Raw genomic sequence first — 16,533 nt, 5'->3', positions numbered from 1 at the left:
AATTTATACAGCAACCTCTTAGATAACATTTAAATTTAAAAAAAGATAATAAAAATAAGATTAAAAATTTCATTTTTAAAAGAATTTTAGGGTGAAAATCACCCTAAAATTACTCAGCTAAAGTCTCATTTGAAGTAGTCTCAAGCTCGTCGCTAAAATCAGCCATAGCAAAGCGTTTTAGCTGGCGATAGCGGCGTTGCGCGTCTTTTTTGTTGTGAGCAAAAAGCTCGTCAGCGTGCTCTGGATTACTCTTTTTAAGGGCATTATAGCGAACTTCATTCATTAAAAACTGCTCATAAAGCGACCAGTCTGGCTCTTTTGATGTGATTTTTAGTGGATTTTTGCCCTCTTTTACAAGCGTTGGATCATATATATATGTCGGCCAGTAGCCACATTTTGTTGCGAGTTCAGCTTGGTTACCAGAGAATGTTAAACCGCCTTTGATGCCGTGAGCTATACACGGCGAGTATGCGATAACAAGGCTTGGTCCATCATACGCTTCAGCCGCGGCAATAGCCTTAATAACATTTGCTTGGCTAGCGTTTGAGTTAATCTGCGCGACAAAAATGTTTCCATAAGTCATAGCGATATATCCGAGATCTTTTTTCTGTACTGGCTTACCAGTGGCAGTAAATTGCGCGATCGAACCTGTGCGACTTGATTTTGAGCTTTGACCGCCAGTGTTTGAATACACCTCCGTATCAAGAACCAAGACATTGACATTTTCTCCGCTTGCTAAAACATGGTCAAGTCCTCCAAAGCCAATATCATACGCCCAGCCATCGCCGCCTATTATCCACTGTGATTTTGCTGTTAAATACTGTTTTAGCTCTAAAATTTCTTTTACGCCTTCAACCTGTATGTTTTGCTCTAATATAGGCACTAACATCTTAGTTATCTCAGCTGTTTTTACTCCATCTTTTTTAAATTCAAGCCAGTCAGCATAAAGCGCACTAAGTGCGTTAGGAGCGCTATCTTTGGTGCGTAGCATAATATCAGCTATGCGGTGGCGGATAGTTTCAGTCGCAACCTTCATGCCCATACCAAATTCTGCATTATCTTCAAAAAGTGAATTTGCCCACGCAACACCGTGTCCGTCGGAATTTTTAGTATACGGAGTAGATGGAGCTGAACCGCCGTAAATAGAGCTACAACCAGTCGCATTTGCAACTATCATACGCTCTCCAAAAAGCCTTGTAACAAGCGTTATGTAAGGTGTCTCGCCACATCCTGGACAAGCAGCGTGAAACTCAAACAAAGGCTGCGCAAAGCTTGAACCCTTTACACTCTCCTTACTCATAAGGTCATCTTTATAAGTTACATTTTTAAATAAATAATCAGCATTTACCTGCTCATTTTTATCAAGCTCTTCTTGTAGCGGAACCATAACAAGAGACTTCTCCTTACTTGGGCAGTTTTGCGCACAAAGCTCGCAACCAGTACAATCAAGCGGAGAGACTTGAATTTTATACTTTAATTCCTTAACCTCTTTACCTTTTGCATCTAAAACATGCTCTTTAACGCTTTGCGGTGCGGCTTCAAGCTCGGTATCATTTATCAAAAACGGTCTTATAACTGCGTGAGGACACACAAAGGCGCACTGATTACATTGAATACAGTTTTCCTCTATCCATTTTGGCACCAAAACACCAACACCGCGCTTCTCATACGCTGTTGTACCAGCCTCAAAACTACCATCCTCATAGCCCACAAACGCAGATACTGGCAAACTATCGCCTTTGGCTGCATTTATAGGCTTAACGATACTTTCTACAAATTTTGTTCCCTCATAAGCTACGGCTTTAGCGCTGTCATCGCAAAGATTAGCCCACTCTGGTTCTACAGTAACTTTAACAAGCCCGCTTGCACCCACATCAATGGCTTTATAGTTCATCTCTACGATAGCTTCGCCCTTTTTACCATAAGTTTTCTTTGCATACTCTTTCATGTACTCTTGAGCATCATCAAAGGCAATAATATCAGCAAGTTTAAAAAATGCAGACTGCATGATGGTGTTAGTGCGGTTTTTAAGTCCTATCTCATGAGCTAATTTTGTAGCATTTATAATATAAAAATTTACTTGCTTTTGAGCCAAAATTCTCTTTACTCTATTTGGAATTTTAGCCACTGTCTCAGCCTCATCCCAGATAGAATTTAGAAGGAATGTTCCGCCTTGTCTTATGCCATCTATCACATCGTAAATTTCAAGATAGGCCGCAACCGAGCAAGCAACAAAATGCGGATTTGATACTAGATATGTCGAGCGGATAGGTTTTTTACCAAATCTTAAATGACTTCTTGTATAGCCACCTGACTTTTTACTATCGTAGGCAAAATATGCCTGAGCATAAAGATCTGTCTTATCTCCGATAATTTTGATCGAGTTTTTATTTGCACCCACAGTTCCATCAGCACCAAGCCCATAAAAAAGACACTCTTTTACGCTATCATCACTTAGTGAAATTCTCTCTCCCAATGGCAGTGATGTAAAAGTCACATCATCTACTATACCAACAGTAAAACCATCTTTTGGCTGGTCTTGTTTTAAATTTTCAAATACAGCTATCATCTGTGCAGGATCTACATCTTTTGAGCTAAGTCCATAGCGCCCACCAACAATAACTGGAGCATTAGACATACCATAAAATGCTGCTTTTATATCAAGATAAAGTGGCTCACCAAGACTTCCTGGCTCCTTTGTACGATCAAGAACGGCGATCTTTTTAACACTTTTTGGCATAACATCCATTAGATATTTCACACTAAAAGGTCTGTATAGATGAACCTTTACAACACCCACCTTTTCGCCCTTTGCTCGCAAATGATCAATAACCTCTTCAAGTACTTGAGTAACCGAGCCCATCGCAACTATGATATGAGTAGCATCTGGGTCGCCGTAGTAGTTAAATGGTTTATAGTCGCGTCCAGTTATTTTTGAAATTTCAGCTAAATACTCAGCTACTATATCAGGTATAGCGTCATAATAGCGATTTGCAAGCTCGCGCGTTTGAAAATATATATCATCATTTTGTGCAGTACCCCTTGTTTTTGGGCTTTCTGGGTTTATAGCGTCAGCTCTAAATTTTGCAAGCGCCCCCCTATCAAGCAATCTATCAAAATGCTCATAGTCCATAACCTCTATTTTTTGAATTTCATGACTTGTTCTAAAACCATCAAAAAAGTGCAAAAATGGCACCCTACCCTTGATCGCCGCAAGGTGTACCACACCAGCTATATCCATAACCTCTTGAACAGAGCCACTTGCAAGCATAGCAAAGCCAGTTTGGCGACAGGCATAGATATCTTGATGATCGCCAAAGATAGAAAGTGCCTGCGCTGCGATACTTCTAGCACTTACATGAATGACACCTGGCAAGAGCTGACCTGCGATTTTATACATATTTGGAATTTTAAGCAAAAGACCTTGAGAGGCTGTGTAAGTGGTTGTTAGCACGCCAACTTGAAGTGAGCCATGCACAGTTCCAGCCGCCCCAGCCTCACTTTGCATCTCCACCAGTTTTACTGGCATACCAAACAAATTTTTCTTGCCCTGCGCCGCCCAAAGATCGGTATAATCAGCCATCGGAGAGCTAGGAGTAATAGGATAAATACCCGCAACCTCAGTAAAGGCATAGGCAGCGTAAGCCGCAGCCTCGTTGCCATCCATTGTTTTCATAAATTTTGCCATAATCTACCTTTTTATAATTTTATATATTATACAAAGAATTTACTAAATTTGTATTGATTAATTTATTTTAGCACTGTAAGTTTAATAATGAATTTACGGGGATTGGTTTTAGAAATTTTTGGCGAATTTTACTGCCTCAAGGGTGTTTGCAAAAATTTTATCGTTATACTCTTTAAGCTCTTTTTTGCTTGAGTATCCACAAAGAACACTGAGTGCATGAATGCCCGCATTTTTAGCAGCCAAACAGTCAAATTTCGTATCACCTATCATAAAGGCGTTTTGACGCTGTATATCATTGGCATTTAGGTGCGAAAGTGCCAAATTTACAGGCTCTGCATTTGGCTTTGGATTTACTACATCATTTAAACCCACTATGGCATCAAAATACTTTAAAACACCCAAATGACGCATAAGCACAGGTATGGAAGCTGAGACTTTTGTTGTAACTATACCAAGCTTTGCAAATTTTGCAGCTTGCTCAATAGCCTCTTTGGCATACGGCAAAAGAGTTGTCTGCGGTAAGTAAATTTGTGTATAAATTTCTTTATATTTTGACCTAATAAAGGCAACATCCTCTTTTTTTGCGCCAAGTGAAACAAACATATCATCAAGCGTATGCCCTATGAGCGACTTTACCTTTTCATGGTCTGGCTTTGTGCCATTATATGCCATAAATGCTGCGTCAAATCCATCAAGTATAGCAGATGTTGAGTCTATAAGAGTTCCATCAAGGTCAAAAAGGATGATTTTTTTCAAATTTTGCTCTTTTATGTGTAAATAAAAAAGGGGCTTAGCTATCGCCAAGCCCTAGGGGAATTTTTAAGTTACTTGTTAAAAGTAGCTTCAACGCGTCTATTTTCAGCGCGACCTTCTTTTGTTTTATTATCAGCAACTGGTCTAGTTTCACCGTAACCAACTGTTGAAATTTTAGCAGCGTCTACACCAAAGCCCTCAAGAGCTTTAGCAACAGCGTTTGCTCTCTTCTCAGATAGTTTTTGGTTATAAGCTTCTTTGCCTACACTATCAGTGTGACCAGCAAGAACTACTCTATAGTCTGGATGCTCACCCATAAAGTCAGCTACTTTTTTAATCTCAGCAGCATAAGTTGGGCTAACTTTATAGCTATCAAATGCAAAATTTACACCAAGATCACGAAGAACGATAACTTTTTCACAACCGTGCTCATCAACTACAACGCCAGCTGGAGTATTAGGGCACTTATCAACATCATTTAAAACACCATCATTATCATCATCAAGTGATACTAGAGCAGCAGCTACAACTGGAGCAGCAGCTACAACTGGAGCTGGAGCTTTTGAGTCAAGACCTATACCAAAGCCTAGTGAGTAGAATAGGTTATGATCGCCGTGGTCAAATTTTATAGCATCGCGAGCTTCTGCTTTAAGAGCAAAAACATCAGTTACTTGGTAGCGGATACCAAGACCATACTGACCAAAGCCACCATCTTCATTATCAACAAATTTAGCTGGAACATCCTCGTATCCTGCACCGATCAAGCCATAAAGCTCAAATGGTCCAAAACCAACAATATCTTTTGTAAGGTTCGCGAAATATCTAGCAACACGACCTTCTCTTTTTACTCCATCAACTTTCTCTGTTGCTTTATGTGTATAGTCAGTACCTAGTTCAAACTGATCAAAAAACATACCCTCTAGGTTTCTAGCAGCTCTAATACCAACAGTCAAATGCTCGTCAATACCCAAGTTACCTTCTGGATGTACACCACCAACAGTTGGAGTGATCTCGTAGTTGTATGCTGCATTTGATGCAAATAAAGCAGAAGCAGCAACCATAGCTAAAGCAATCTTTTTCATGTAAAGACTTCCTTTCTTTATGTAATATTTGTTTTAAAAACACGCTCATTATAGCATAAATTTTTAAATTTTAGTAAAAATATAATAAATAAGCTAGAAAATTCAATAAATTAAAGATACAAAATTTAAAGTCAATACAATAAAATTAGTTTTACAGATAAATAAATAGAAATTTTGCGAGAAATTCTCGCAAAATTTTAAACTTTGATAGAACTGTATTTCTTTTACAAAAGATATTAATCCCTTGAAAGAAAATAGCGTTTTTATAAAAATTAGCGTTTTGAGAACTGAGGACTTCTTCTTGCTTTTCTGCGACCAAATTTCTTTCTCTCGACCGTTCTTGAGTCGCGAGTTAGTAAGCCCTTTGGTTTTAGAGCCGCTCTAAAGTCAGCATCCATTGCAGCCAAAGCGCGTGAAATTCCGTGACGAAGTGCTTCTGCTTGAGCTGAATAACCTCCACCAAGCGTTGTAGCTATAACATCAATTAAGCTATCTTGTTTTGTTACAAGAAGAGGTTGTATAACTTTTAGCTTGATAGCCTCGTGACCGCCAAGCCAAGTGTTAAGATCCATTCCATTTACTAAAATTTTACCGCTACCAGATTTTACCCAAACCTTAGCAACCGCAGTTTTTCTTTTACCTGTTGCATAAATTTTTGCCATAATTATTTTCCTTCTTTAGCGATCTGTGCGGTGTGTGGGTGCTCGCTACCCTCATACACTTTTAGTTTTTTTATCATCTCTTTACCAAGTTTTGTCTTTGGAAGCATTCCGCGAACGGCAAGCTTATAAAGCTTAACTGGGTTATTTGCTAGCAAATCGCCAAATTTTTCACTCTTTGTGCTACCAAAATAGCCAGAGTGGCGATGATAAAGCTTTTGCTCAGCCTTGTTTGCACCCGTAAATTCAGCTTTTGATGCGTTTATAATGATAACATAATCTCCACAATCAACATTTGGAGTATAGCTTGGTTTGTGTTTGCCACGAAGTAGAGTCGCAACTTCAGTAAGTAGTCTACCAAAGCGTTTACCTGTCGCATCAAGTACGATCCAGTCGCGTTTTACTTCGTTTGGCTTTGTTATTTTTGTCATTTTTTACCTTTGCCAAATAAATTAAAAGGGGATTTTACAAAAAATAAACTTATAAAAACCTGAATTTAAGTAAAATTTAATTAAAAATAGAGCTATTTTTTATCTTTGTGGTTTTATAGAGGAATTTCTACAAATTTTATCCTATCCTTAAGCAGATAAAACAAAGCACCCCTAACTCTCTTACCTTGAAAAATCTGCCCTAAAATTTGCACATACTCCCTAACTTGCTCTATATTTTTATCTACCGCAAACTCTGAGCTTTTATAATCAACAACGATGACCTCACCCTCTTTTTCGCAAAGCAAGTCAAGCTGTTTTTGAACCCCGCCAAAAATTAGAGGCTGCTCTTTATAAATTTTAGCATTGTCTAAAATTTCTGCAAATTTAGAATCAGCCACAAAGCGTAAAGCACGCAAAAGCACATCATCCATACTCTCTTTAGGCAAAAATTTAGCAAATTTATTTCTCATGATGATAGCTGCTTTTTTTACAGAATTTTCGCTAAAATCTTCACACATTTCAAGCAAAAAGTGAAGCGCATTTCCAAAATATATCGCAGGCAAATTCTGCCCACTAGTATCGTTTTTGCCTACACTTTCATCTTTTTTTACTGCTAAAATTTCTATTTTTTTGCCTACCTTTGGCAAAATTTCTGCTTTTGGGCTTGGAGCTATCTTGCCATCACTAAAACAATCAAGGTCAAGATACTTTATCTCTTCGCCACTTTTTAATGAGTATTTCGTAAAATAGCTTGGATTTGTTCCGCTTGGATTTTGCTTTTTGATAATAACAAGTGAGTTCTTAGCCCTTGTCATCGCAACATAAAGTTTATTTATCTCATCGTCCCTATCAAGCTCTTGACTTTTTGCTTTTAAGGCTTTATATGAAACATCAAAATTTTCGCGATTTGCAAGTTTTAAGCTTATCTGCCAACCATCTTGCTGGTCGTATTCGCAGATAAAGCCGCTAGTATCGGACTGAGCCTTGCCAATCCTATCACACAAAATAACATGCAAAAACTCAAGCCCCTTTGACTTATGCACCGTCATTACACGCACGCCTATGTGTGAATTTTGCGCTATAAGCGTATCTGAATGTTCAAATTCAAATATAAACTTTATAAGAGAGCTTTGCTCGCTTGCTAGCTCAAAAAGACGAAGTAAATTTGCATTACTTATCTCCATATTTGCCTGTTTTGCAAGATAATAAAGGCTACTTGCGGCGCTTTTTTTAGGATCTAAGTTAAGTTTTACAAGCTTGGTATCAAGATAGCTTTTTGCGTTCTGAAAGTAAATTTTATCGCCAAAAAGGCAAAATTTAGCATAGTTGATAAGAGCAAATACGCTAGCATCATTTTTAAGTAGCATTCCGCCCTCATCTCTTGCCTCAATACCTTCTTTGCGTAACTGCTCACATATCTTACGAACATCACTGTTTTTCCAGCAAAGCACGCTTATGTCGCTCATATTTACGCCACTATCCATGAGAAATCGTACCTTTTTCACGCACTCTAAAACAATCTCATCACTTTGGCAAACCTCAATATAGCCTTCATCTTTACTAGCTGGAATTTGTGCTTCACTATCATCAAAAAGCCCTATGCCAGTGCTTTTTTGAAAGACAAAATTTACATACTCTACTAGCCTTTTAGCGCTTCGGTAGTTATGCGTAAGACTCTGGCTTTGTATCTGCGAAAACTCGGTTTTTAGTTTATCAAAAAGCTCTTTTTTACCGCCACGAAAACGATAAATACTTTGTTTTGTATCGCCCACATAAAAAAAGCTTCCAATACCGTTTTGACCGCTACCAGAAATAATTTCTTCAATAAGCGGTCTCATGATGTCATATTGATCAACATTAGTATCTTGAAACTCATCTATGAGCAGATGTGTAATAGTCGCATCAAGCCTAAAATAAAGCATCTGCTTGCTATTTGTATCATCACACAAAAGCTCATGCACTTGTTTTGTCACATCACAAAAGCTTAGCTCATTAAGCTTTACTCCAAAATTTTCACGCACACTTTTATAAATTTTTAAAAACTTTGCTATCTCGCCTTTTTTATACGCTTCAAGCTCGTTTGCATAAGCTCTTAGCTCATCTTTTAGCTGGGCAAATTTTATATCAAATTCATCTTCATAAACCTTGCCAAGCGTCCTATAACCATCAAGACTCTCGCGCGAAAGAAAGTTTTTTTGCAAAAGCTCATCAACATCTTTTATATCAAAAAGTTTTTTGGCACTATCAGAAGCACCATCTTTAGAGCAAATTTTATCTCTAAACCAATGCACTATACTCATGACTTTACTCTGGCTAGGAAAGTTAGTCTTTGACTCTTTTATCTCGCCAAAATTTTCATAAAAGCTCTCTAAAAGCTGGAAAAAACTACTATTTGACTTTGAAAACCCTATGATATACATAGCCAAAACCAAAAGCAAATTTTTATCTTTACTAACCTCTTTTACAAACTGCGCATTTATTGCACTATTTACATTACTTACACTCTTATAGTCTGGGCTTAGTCCCAAATTTAGACTAAAAAGTCGTAAAATCAACCCAAAAAATGCATCAAATGTCATTATCTTTAAATTTGCACCCAAAAAACTATCTTTTAAAGCATCTCGCCTTCTTAAAACTTCACTTTCATCTATATCTAAAAGTTTTGCTATCTCGGCTAGTTCGGATTGTTTGTGGTTTAAATTTAAAAAAGTTGAGATGATCCTTGAGCTCATCTCACTTGCTGCTTTTTTAGTAAAAGTGAGTGCCATTATGCTGTTTGGATTTGCTAGTTTATCCGCTAGCAAAAGTGCTATATAACGCACGCTCAGCGCAAATGTCTTACCACTTCCTGCACTTGCTTTTAGTGCAACATATGGCTGCATCATGCTATATCTCCAGTACAAATGGCATAATATGCGCAGTACTCACAAGCCGCACCTACTTTTGGCTCTAAATTTACATGCTTTGAAAAGTACTCTTGTACATCTTTAAGCTTATTACTAAGCTCGCTAAGATCTGTATTTTTAGGCATGACAAGCTTCATTTCGCTCTTTAAATCATAAAAATAACACTCACATTCAGTACCCAAAAGTGCCTTGTAAAATAAAAGCTGTAGGCTATCAATCACAATCTTACCAGTTTTATAGTCAATCACACAAAGCCTACCGTCATCATTTATATCAATACGGTCGATCTTTCCTTCAAGTTTTACTCCGCAAAATTCTCCATTTTTTTCCACTTCGCACTCTTTTACATGCCATCCAGAGGCAAAATGGTCACTTTCATTTGTTTCAAAAATTTTAAACTTTTGTCTTGAAATTTCAAGCTCCAAAGCATCCAAATCCTTTGTGCTTAAAATCTGCATAAACGGCTCAAGCATAAATTTTTCATGCTTTTTATAATACTCAAAAAGTGCTTCATGAACGGCATTTCCATAACCGCTAGCACCTGCCTCATCTAAAAAGCGCTCATCAGAAAGCTCCTTGATATAGCGATAAAAATACTTCCTAGGGCAGGTTAAAAATGTATCTAGCCTTGAAAAAGATAGTGGTTTTTCAAAAAAATCATGCTTAATACTAATGCGCTCTGGTGTGAATTTCGCAGTTTTTACATAAGGCGTATCTCTTAAAAAAAGCCTAAAATAGGCATCATCATCGTAGTTTTTATCTGCTATACAGCTAAATTCACTTAAAAATCTAGACTCGATACGGCTTTCATCGCCAACATAAGATATGGCTACTTTTTTAGCTGAACTTATAAGACACTCATAGTAAAATCGCTGCAAATTCTCACGCTCAAAGTAGCTTATAAGGCCCGCTTTTTCACGAACTTTTGAACTTAAAAACATCTCATTTACACTTCTTTTTGGAACCAAATCATCATTAAAATCAACAATAATAACGCCATCATAAGCTAGTCCGCGGCTTTCTAAAACACCCATGACACGCACAGCACCGCCACCAACATCATCAATACTAACAGCTGATAAACGAAGCAACAAAAACTCGCATAATTCACTAAATTTTAGCCTTGCGTGAGTGGATAAATTCTGCAAGAAAAAAAGCTCTTCATGAAGTATTTGGCTAAGTTTTTCATCATTTATTTTTAACAAAAGTGCATTTATGGCACTATAAAATAACTCAAAACTAGAGTATTTTTCAAAATTTTGTCTAAAAAGCTCAAAAATTTCACTGTCTATGCTATTTATATTTAAAAAACTCTCATCACAGCGTAAATTTCTATTTTTTAACTCAAAATAATCATCTTTTAAACAAGGGGTTTTTTGTTCTTTTAAAATATCAACGATATTGCTTAAAATAGCATAAAATAGGCTATCTTTTACGCTATTTCCCATCGCAAAACTAAGCATTTTATCTCTATCATAAAGACGCAAAACTCTAGCAAAATTCTCATCTGGCAATATCACTGCTATGCGCTCAGGCTCGATACCTTCGCGCATAAATGTTGAAATTTTTTCAAAGACAAAAGCAGCTTGCAAGCTAGAAAGCGAAAATGCTCTTACAAGGACACTCCTATTTTGTGCATTATTTTGTTTTTTGGTTAGTAAAAGTGTATTTAAATCAAGCTCATAGGTACAATAAAGCTCAAATTTATCAGTATCGCTAGCTAAAATTTCAGAAATTTTTCGTAAAAGCTTTTGATTTAGTTTTGAGGTTTTAAAAATGATTTTTATATTTGAAAATTTTACAGCCCTTAGTAAAACTTCCCACTCAAATTCGCTCAAAAATCCGTCTATTTGAATGTTTATACGCTCATAAGTCTTTAAAAAAACTTCGTTAATCTCATAAACTTCTGGCAAAATGATGTTATCATAAAGAGAGTTTTTTATCAAAATTTCTTTATAGTTTTCAAAAACTTCATTTAAAATTTCGATATGCTCATCAAAATGCGCATAAATATCGCTCAATTTAAGTGCTAAAATACTCTTTTTTTGATGAGTTATCTCTTTAAAAAAAGAAAATAGATAGTCGTTATTTTTTAAAAATGCAAAAAATTCAGTCGGTATATGCAGTTTTAAATTTGCATTTTTACAGGCATTACAAGCATCTCTCATATAGATAAGACACTCACTTTGACCTGCTTCATTTAAGCTATCAACATAAACAGCCTTACTAAAAAAGTCGCCTATGCTGATAGCTTTAGGAAGAAGCTGATTAGAAAAATTTTGAGTGAAGTTGCGTATCTGCCTAACGCTTGAAAATACAAAAAGCTCTCTCATTTAAAAGCCAAGAACTCCATTTTGTAAAATCCAACCAGATCATTGTCATTTAACTTTAACATAACCTGCCATCTGCCCTCAAGCGCCAAATCAATCTCAGATGTGGTAAGCGTATTGTTTATTAAAGTAGCATTTGGATTAATGTTGTATGCATTTGTATCTGGTCTGGTGAGCAAAATTTCATACTTTAGACTAGATGATGTATTATCATTTTTAGGAGTTATAGAAATGTTTATATTTTTATCACTTCCTATCTTAAACTCTTTTGTTTGAAGCTTAACATCAAATTTAGTCTCAAATTCCCTTTGCTTAGCTCGTATCTCATTTATGTCTTGATTTACATTTTGGTATTTTTCAAGGTAAAAATGATCCATCTCAACTGGATAATCAAGGCTAACAACAATGGTATATATACAAAGTGCGATACACCCAATGATACTTAAAGTTATGCCATAAGGCCAAAATGTCTTTGTTTTAGCCATTTTTTACCTTTCTTTTATAGATCATAAAACTAAGAACTACAACAATGCTTGCATAAAAAAATATCCTAAGTGAATTTAATACATTTTTATTTGCATTTCCTATGCTTGTTTGAAGTTCGATTTTTTTACTCTTTGCGATCTGCTCGGCTATGTCGGCATAGCCATTTAAAAGTGCAGCGTTATATACATCTTTACCTTTGTTTGAAACCAATATAGGCAATATAGTTCCGCTCTCTGGAAATGGGCTTAAAACTTGCTCTTTATCAAATAGTCTTAAACTAGTATCATCAGCAAAAATTTCAACTTTTTTGTGTGCTTTTTCTAAGATTAAAAAAACATATGGCTGACTTAAATTTTGCTCTTTAAAAGCCTGCTCTAAACTCTTATCATTTAAGTTTTCAAATGCTGCAACAACCAGCTTTACATCGGTTTTTTGTTTTAGTTCAGCACCTATACTCTCAAGTTTTAAGCTCACTTGCTCGTTTAAAATTTTATCATCATTTATAACAAATGGGTCTGCAAATAGTGAAGATGTTAAGAAAAGGGCATAAAATACGCCCTTTTTAATTAAAATTTTCATCCTACAAAAAGATGGTTTGGCGTAAGAACCGCCCAAGCACATATCGCCCCCATAACTATCGTTAAGGCAATGACTGCTTTTTCTAACATTCCTGACATACCTACTCCTTTACGATGTGTTTAGAATTTTCAACGCTTTTCATTTGAATAGCGCTTGGATTTTCTATTTTGTATGGTTTGTTAGCCACATCTTGTTGTAGCCCAATACCTATGTATGTAAGAATAGCCAGTATACTAAGAAGCAAAACAGTTGCTATTAACATACCAGTTACACCATTTAAGGCAAAAACGCTTCTATTTGTACTTTCCATCATTTACCCCTTGAAAGTGAGATAACATACTCACCAACTGCTTTTTGCTGTATCTCATTTAACATAGTATCAAATTTTGGCATAACACCAATATCTCCAGCCTTACCACGAACCAAAACATCTATAACAAAAGCGTTTGAGCCATATGCAGTTAAGTCAGGGAAAGTGCCATCCATACCCTTGCCATCATCGCCGTGACATGCGGCACAAGCGCCAGCATAAAGCTCTTTACCCTGTGACACAAGCGCTTCATTTTTGGTTGATTTTATACCGCTTAGCTCTTTGGCAACATATGCTGCTATAGCCTTAGAGCTATCCTCATCGCCACCAAGTCCGCCTGGCATCTCACCACCTGGGAAATTTAGTCCTTTTGAGCCATTTAGTATCACATCATAAATTGCCATTTCACTACCCCACTTTGTAAGATCAGCAGCTTTACTATTTATGCCATCTCCGATGATACCATGACACTGTGAGCATTGAACCAAAAATATACCCTGACCCATCTCTTTTAGTTTTTTGTCATCAAGATTTGCATGCTCTTTTGCAAATTTTGCATTTGCAGCTTTCACTTCTTCGTTATACTCTCCGATTTGTGAATATGAATTTAGCGGATATCCCACTAAAAAATACCATATAGCCCAAACCAATAGCAACAAAAACGATACTAGCCAGCCTGTTGGAACTTTATTTTTATACTCGCCTATACCATCCCAGTTATGCTCGCCAAGCTCGACACTAGCATCTTTTGAGACTTTCATTTGATTAACATATCGTCCTGCAATCGCCACAGTCAAAACAACAAGTGATAATAAACCGACAAGCGAGAGCAAATTTACACTGTCTTCTAAGTTAAACCACTCCATTTTTAATGCCCCTTTACATTTTTCTCCAAGACATCGCCGTTAAGCTCATCTTGTAAAGCCAAATTTGAATATTTTTCATAATCTCTTCTGCCTGTGCGCTCTGATTTGTATAAATGATAGCAATATCCATAAAGTATACAAACCAAAAACACGACGAAGAAGAAAAAGCCATAAGCTTGTAGCTCCCTAATCGTTTGCGCGTCCATTTTTAGTCCTATTTTAAGCTATTTAGATAGGCGATTAATGCGACTATCTGGCGAATTTCACCGCTAGCAAATGCCTTTTTAATATCTTCATCTTTCATCTGCTCAACTATCATCGCTGCTTCAGCCTTTACATCTGCACTAGCTTCATCAAAAGTGCCTAGTTTTGGCATACCTTCTACATCATAAGGAACATTAAATACCTTTTTTATAGTCTCTGCTTCAGCATATGCCGTAGCAACATCTGCATTTTTTACAAAAAGGTGTTTATATGCTGGCATGATAGAGCCTGGAACAACAGAAACAGGGTCTTTCATGTGGTTTTCATGCCAATCACTTGTTCTATAGTTTCCAACACGCATAAGATCTGGTCCAGTTCTTTTTGAGCCCCATAAATGAGGGCGATCATAAGCGTATTCGCCACTAAGAGAATACATACCATATCTATCAGTTTCGCTCTTAAACGGACGGATCATCTGCGTATGGCAAGCATTACAACCCTCTTTCATATAAACATGCTTTCCAGCAAGCTGTAAAACAGTATATGGCTTTGTTCCCTCAACTGGTCTTGCACGATTTGCAAAGTCTGGTAAAATTTCAACTATACCAGAGTAAGCAATAACTATAAATACACCCACTGCGAAGAAAAATGGGTTTTTTTCTAACCAACTAAACATTTGCCACCTCCGCATGTCTTGCACCGCCCATAGGTGTTGTATTTTTTGGCTCATAATCAATCTTTGGCGCACCAAGCGACTTTAAGATGTTATATGTAAAGATGAAAAATCCAAACATATATAACGCTCCGCCTATCGCTCTTATCCAATAATATGGCTCAAGAACAGCAACAGTATCTATAAAGCTATATAGTAAATTTCCGTAACTATCAGTTGCGCGCCACATCATACCTTGTGTGATGCCAGCTATCCACATAGAAGCAAAGTAAAGCACTATACCAGTTGTTTGTATCCAAAACTGAACTTCCATAAGTGACTTTGAATAAACTTCACGCTTAAATACACGCGGAGTCATATGATAAAGTGCTGCCATAGTCATAAAGCCTATCCAGCCTAAAGCACCATCGTGAACATGTCCTGGAACCCAATCTGTAAAGTGGGCTAATGCATTGACTGATTTGACTGAAAGTATAGAACCTTCAAGTGTTGAAAACATATAAAATGTTGAAGCTAAAACCATAAATTTAATTAAAGGATTGTCACGAAGTTGTATCCACTCACCTTTCATTGTAAGAAGTATATTTATAGCTGAACCCCAAGATGGAAGTATCAAAACTACTGAGAAAACAGAACCCATAGTCTGCATCCAGTCTGGCACTGTTGAGTATATCAAGTGGTGCCCGCCAGCCCAAAGATATAAAAACATAAGACCCCAGAACGAAAATAGCGATAGTTTGTATGAAAATATCGGCTGTCCACTCTCTTTTGGTAAGAAGTAGTAAATTTGTGCGATAATAGCAACAGTAAAGATAAATGCAACAGCGTTGTGTCCATACCACCACTGAACTAAAGCATCATTACTTCCAGCATACATAGAAACTGAGTGTAGCCACGAGCCGTGCTCTGATATAAGGCGTGTAGGCACTTCCATGTTATTAAACAAATAAAGCATAGCCACGCCAAGAAATGTAGCTATATAATACCAGACTGATATATATATAGTCTTTTCACGGCGAATTCCTATAAGTCCAAATATAGAAACACCCCAAAGAACCCAAACCAAAACAACCAAAATGTCAAGTGGCCACTCAAGCTCAGCATACTCTTTTGATGTATTTATCCCAGCAAAAAGAGAGACTACTGCACAGGCAAGTAATATAATATAAAGCCAAAAATGTAGCTTACCTATAGCCATCAAAAACGGCGACTCATTCATAGAAACTTTAAGCACACGCTGCCCAACATAATACCATGTAGCAAAAATTCCCGAAAGCATAAAGCCAAAGATGATACCATTTGTGTGTAGCGGTCTTAACCTACCAAAAAGTGAGTACTCTCCAGCTATATAGTTTAAGTCCGGATATGCCATTTGAAACGCTATTATAACGCCCAAAAGCATGCCGACTATACCAAAGACTAAAGTAGAAAACATAAAAAGCTTTGCTACTGAGTAGTCATAACTTAGCATTTGACCAGGTCGCATTTAACCCTCCTTATTAATATTACATTAACTCTAAATATGTTTTTTGTTATTTTAAGATAATTAAAATTTAATTTTACTTA

At 36.8% G+C, this 16,533-nt stretch carries 14 protein-coding genes; all 14 read right to left on the bottom strand.

Annotated features, from left to right (window positions below; genetic code table 11):
• Positions 1 to 109 precede the first annotated feature (109 nt).
• Positions 110 to 3,688, bottom strand: a complete 3,579-nt coding sequence (nifJ, locus tag U5B17_RS00500) for a pyruvate:ferredoxin (flavodoxin) oxidoreductase (RefSeq protein WP_430803414.1) — start codon at positions 3,686 to 3,688, stop codon at positions 110 to 112.
• Between the two features lie 108 nt (positions 3,689 to 3,796).
• Complete coding sequence (locus U5B17_RS00495; protein WP_430803413.1) at positions 3,797 to 4,444, bottom strand: HAD family hydrolase; 648 nt, start codon at positions 4,442 to 4,444, stop codon at positions 3,797 to 3,799.
• Between the two features lie 68 nt (positions 4,445 to 4,512).
• Positions 4,513 to 5,523, bottom strand: a complete 1,011-nt coding sequence (locus U5B17_RS00490; RefSeq protein ID WP_430803412.1) for an OmpA family protein — start codon at positions 5,521 to 5,523, stop codon at positions 4,513 to 4,515.
• A gap of 272 nt (positions 5,524 to 5,795) precedes the next feature.
• Complete coding sequence (gene rpsI, locus U5B17_RS00485; RefSeq protein WP_430803411.1) at positions 5,796 to 6,185, bottom strand: 30S ribosomal protein S9; 390 nt, start codon at positions 6,183 to 6,185, stop codon at positions 5,796 to 5,798.
• A 2-nt stretch (positions 6,186 to 6,187) separates the two neighbouring features.
• Positions 6,188 to 6,613, bottom strand: coding sequence for a 50S ribosomal protein L13 (rplM, locus tag U5B17_RS00480; RefSeq protein WP_230055934.1), 426 nt, complete (start codon positions 6,611 to 6,613; stop codon positions 6,188 to 6,190).
• Between the two features lie 113 nt (positions 6,614 to 6,726).
• Positions 6,727 to 9,498: a RecB-like helicase gene (locus U5B17_RS00475; RefSeq protein ID WP_430803410.1), complete on the bottom strand. Its 2,772-nt coding sequence runs from the start codon at positions 9,496 to 9,498 to the stop codon at positions 6,727 to 6,729.
• The gene (locus U5B17_RS00470; protein WP_430803409.1) at positions 9,495 to 11,852 is read right to left on the bottom strand and encodes a PD-(D/E)XK nuclease family protein; all 2,358 of its coding nucleotides are present in this window, start codon (positions 11,850 to 11,852) and stop codon (positions 9,495 to 9,497) included. Before U5B17_RS00470 ends, U5B17_RS00475 begins: the two co-directional genes overlap by 4 nt.
• Complete coding sequence (locus U5B17_RS00465) at positions 11,849 to 12,334, bottom strand: FixH family protein (RefSeq protein ID WP_430803408.1); 486 nt, start codon at positions 12,332 to 12,334, stop codon at positions 11,849 to 11,851. The genes U5B17_RS00470 and U5B17_RS00465 overlap by 4 nt, the downstream gene beginning before the upstream one ends.
• Complete coding sequence (locus U5B17_RS00460; protein ID WP_430803407.1) at positions 12,327 to 12,956, bottom strand: hypothetical protein; 630 nt, start codon at positions 12,954 to 12,956, stop codon at positions 12,327 to 12,329. The genes U5B17_RS00465 and U5B17_RS00460 overlap by 8 nt, the downstream gene beginning before the upstream one ends.
• A gap of 58 nt (positions 12,957 to 13,014) precedes the next feature.
• Positions 13,015 to 13,224: a DUF4006 family protein gene (locus U5B17_RS00455; protein WP_430803406.1), complete on the bottom strand. Its 210-nt coding sequence runs from the start codon at positions 13,222 to 13,224 to the stop codon at positions 13,015 to 13,017.
• A complete protein-coding gene (locus U5B17_RS00450; protein ID WP_430803405.1) occupies positions 13,224 to 14,090 on the bottom strand; it encodes a cbb3-type cytochrome c oxidase N-terminal domain-containing protein in 867 nt (288 codons plus the stop codon). Before U5B17_RS00450 ends, U5B17_RS00455 begins: the two co-directional genes overlap by 1 nt.
• A gap of 2 nt (positions 14,091 to 14,092) precedes the next feature.
• On the bottom strand, positions 14,093 to 14,296 hold the full coding sequence (locus tag U5B17_RS00445; protein WP_230055927.1) for a cytochrome c oxidase, cbb3-type, CcoQ subunit: 204 nt from the start codon (positions 14,294 to 14,296) through the stop codon (positions 14,093 to 14,095).
• Between the two features lie 8 nt (positions 14,297 to 14,304).
• Positions 14,305 to 14,970 carry a cytochrome-c oxidase, cbb3-type subunit II gene (ccoO, locus tag U5B17_RS00440; protein ID WP_430803404.1) on the bottom strand — a complete coding sequence of 222 codons (666 nt, stop codon included), beginning with the start codon at positions 14,968 to 14,970 and terminating at the stop codon, positions 14,305 to 14,307.
• A complete protein-coding gene (ccoN, locus tag U5B17_RS00435) occupies positions 14,963 to 16,453 on the bottom strand; it encodes a cytochrome-c oxidase, cbb3-type subunit I (RefSeq protein WP_430803403.1) in 1,491 nt (496 codons plus the stop codon). The genes ccoO and ccoN overlap by 8 nt, the downstream gene beginning before the upstream one ends.
• Positions 16,454 to 16,533 lie beyond the last annotated feature (80 nt).

Origin of the sequence: Campylobacter australis (genome assembly GCF_050586305.1) — a bacterium.
In the GTDB taxonomy this organism is placed as follows: domain Bacteria; phylum Campylobacterota; class Campylobacteria; order Campylobacterales; family Campylobacteraceae; genus Campylobacter_A.
This window is presented reverse-complemented; position numbering and strand designations above follow the sequence as displayed.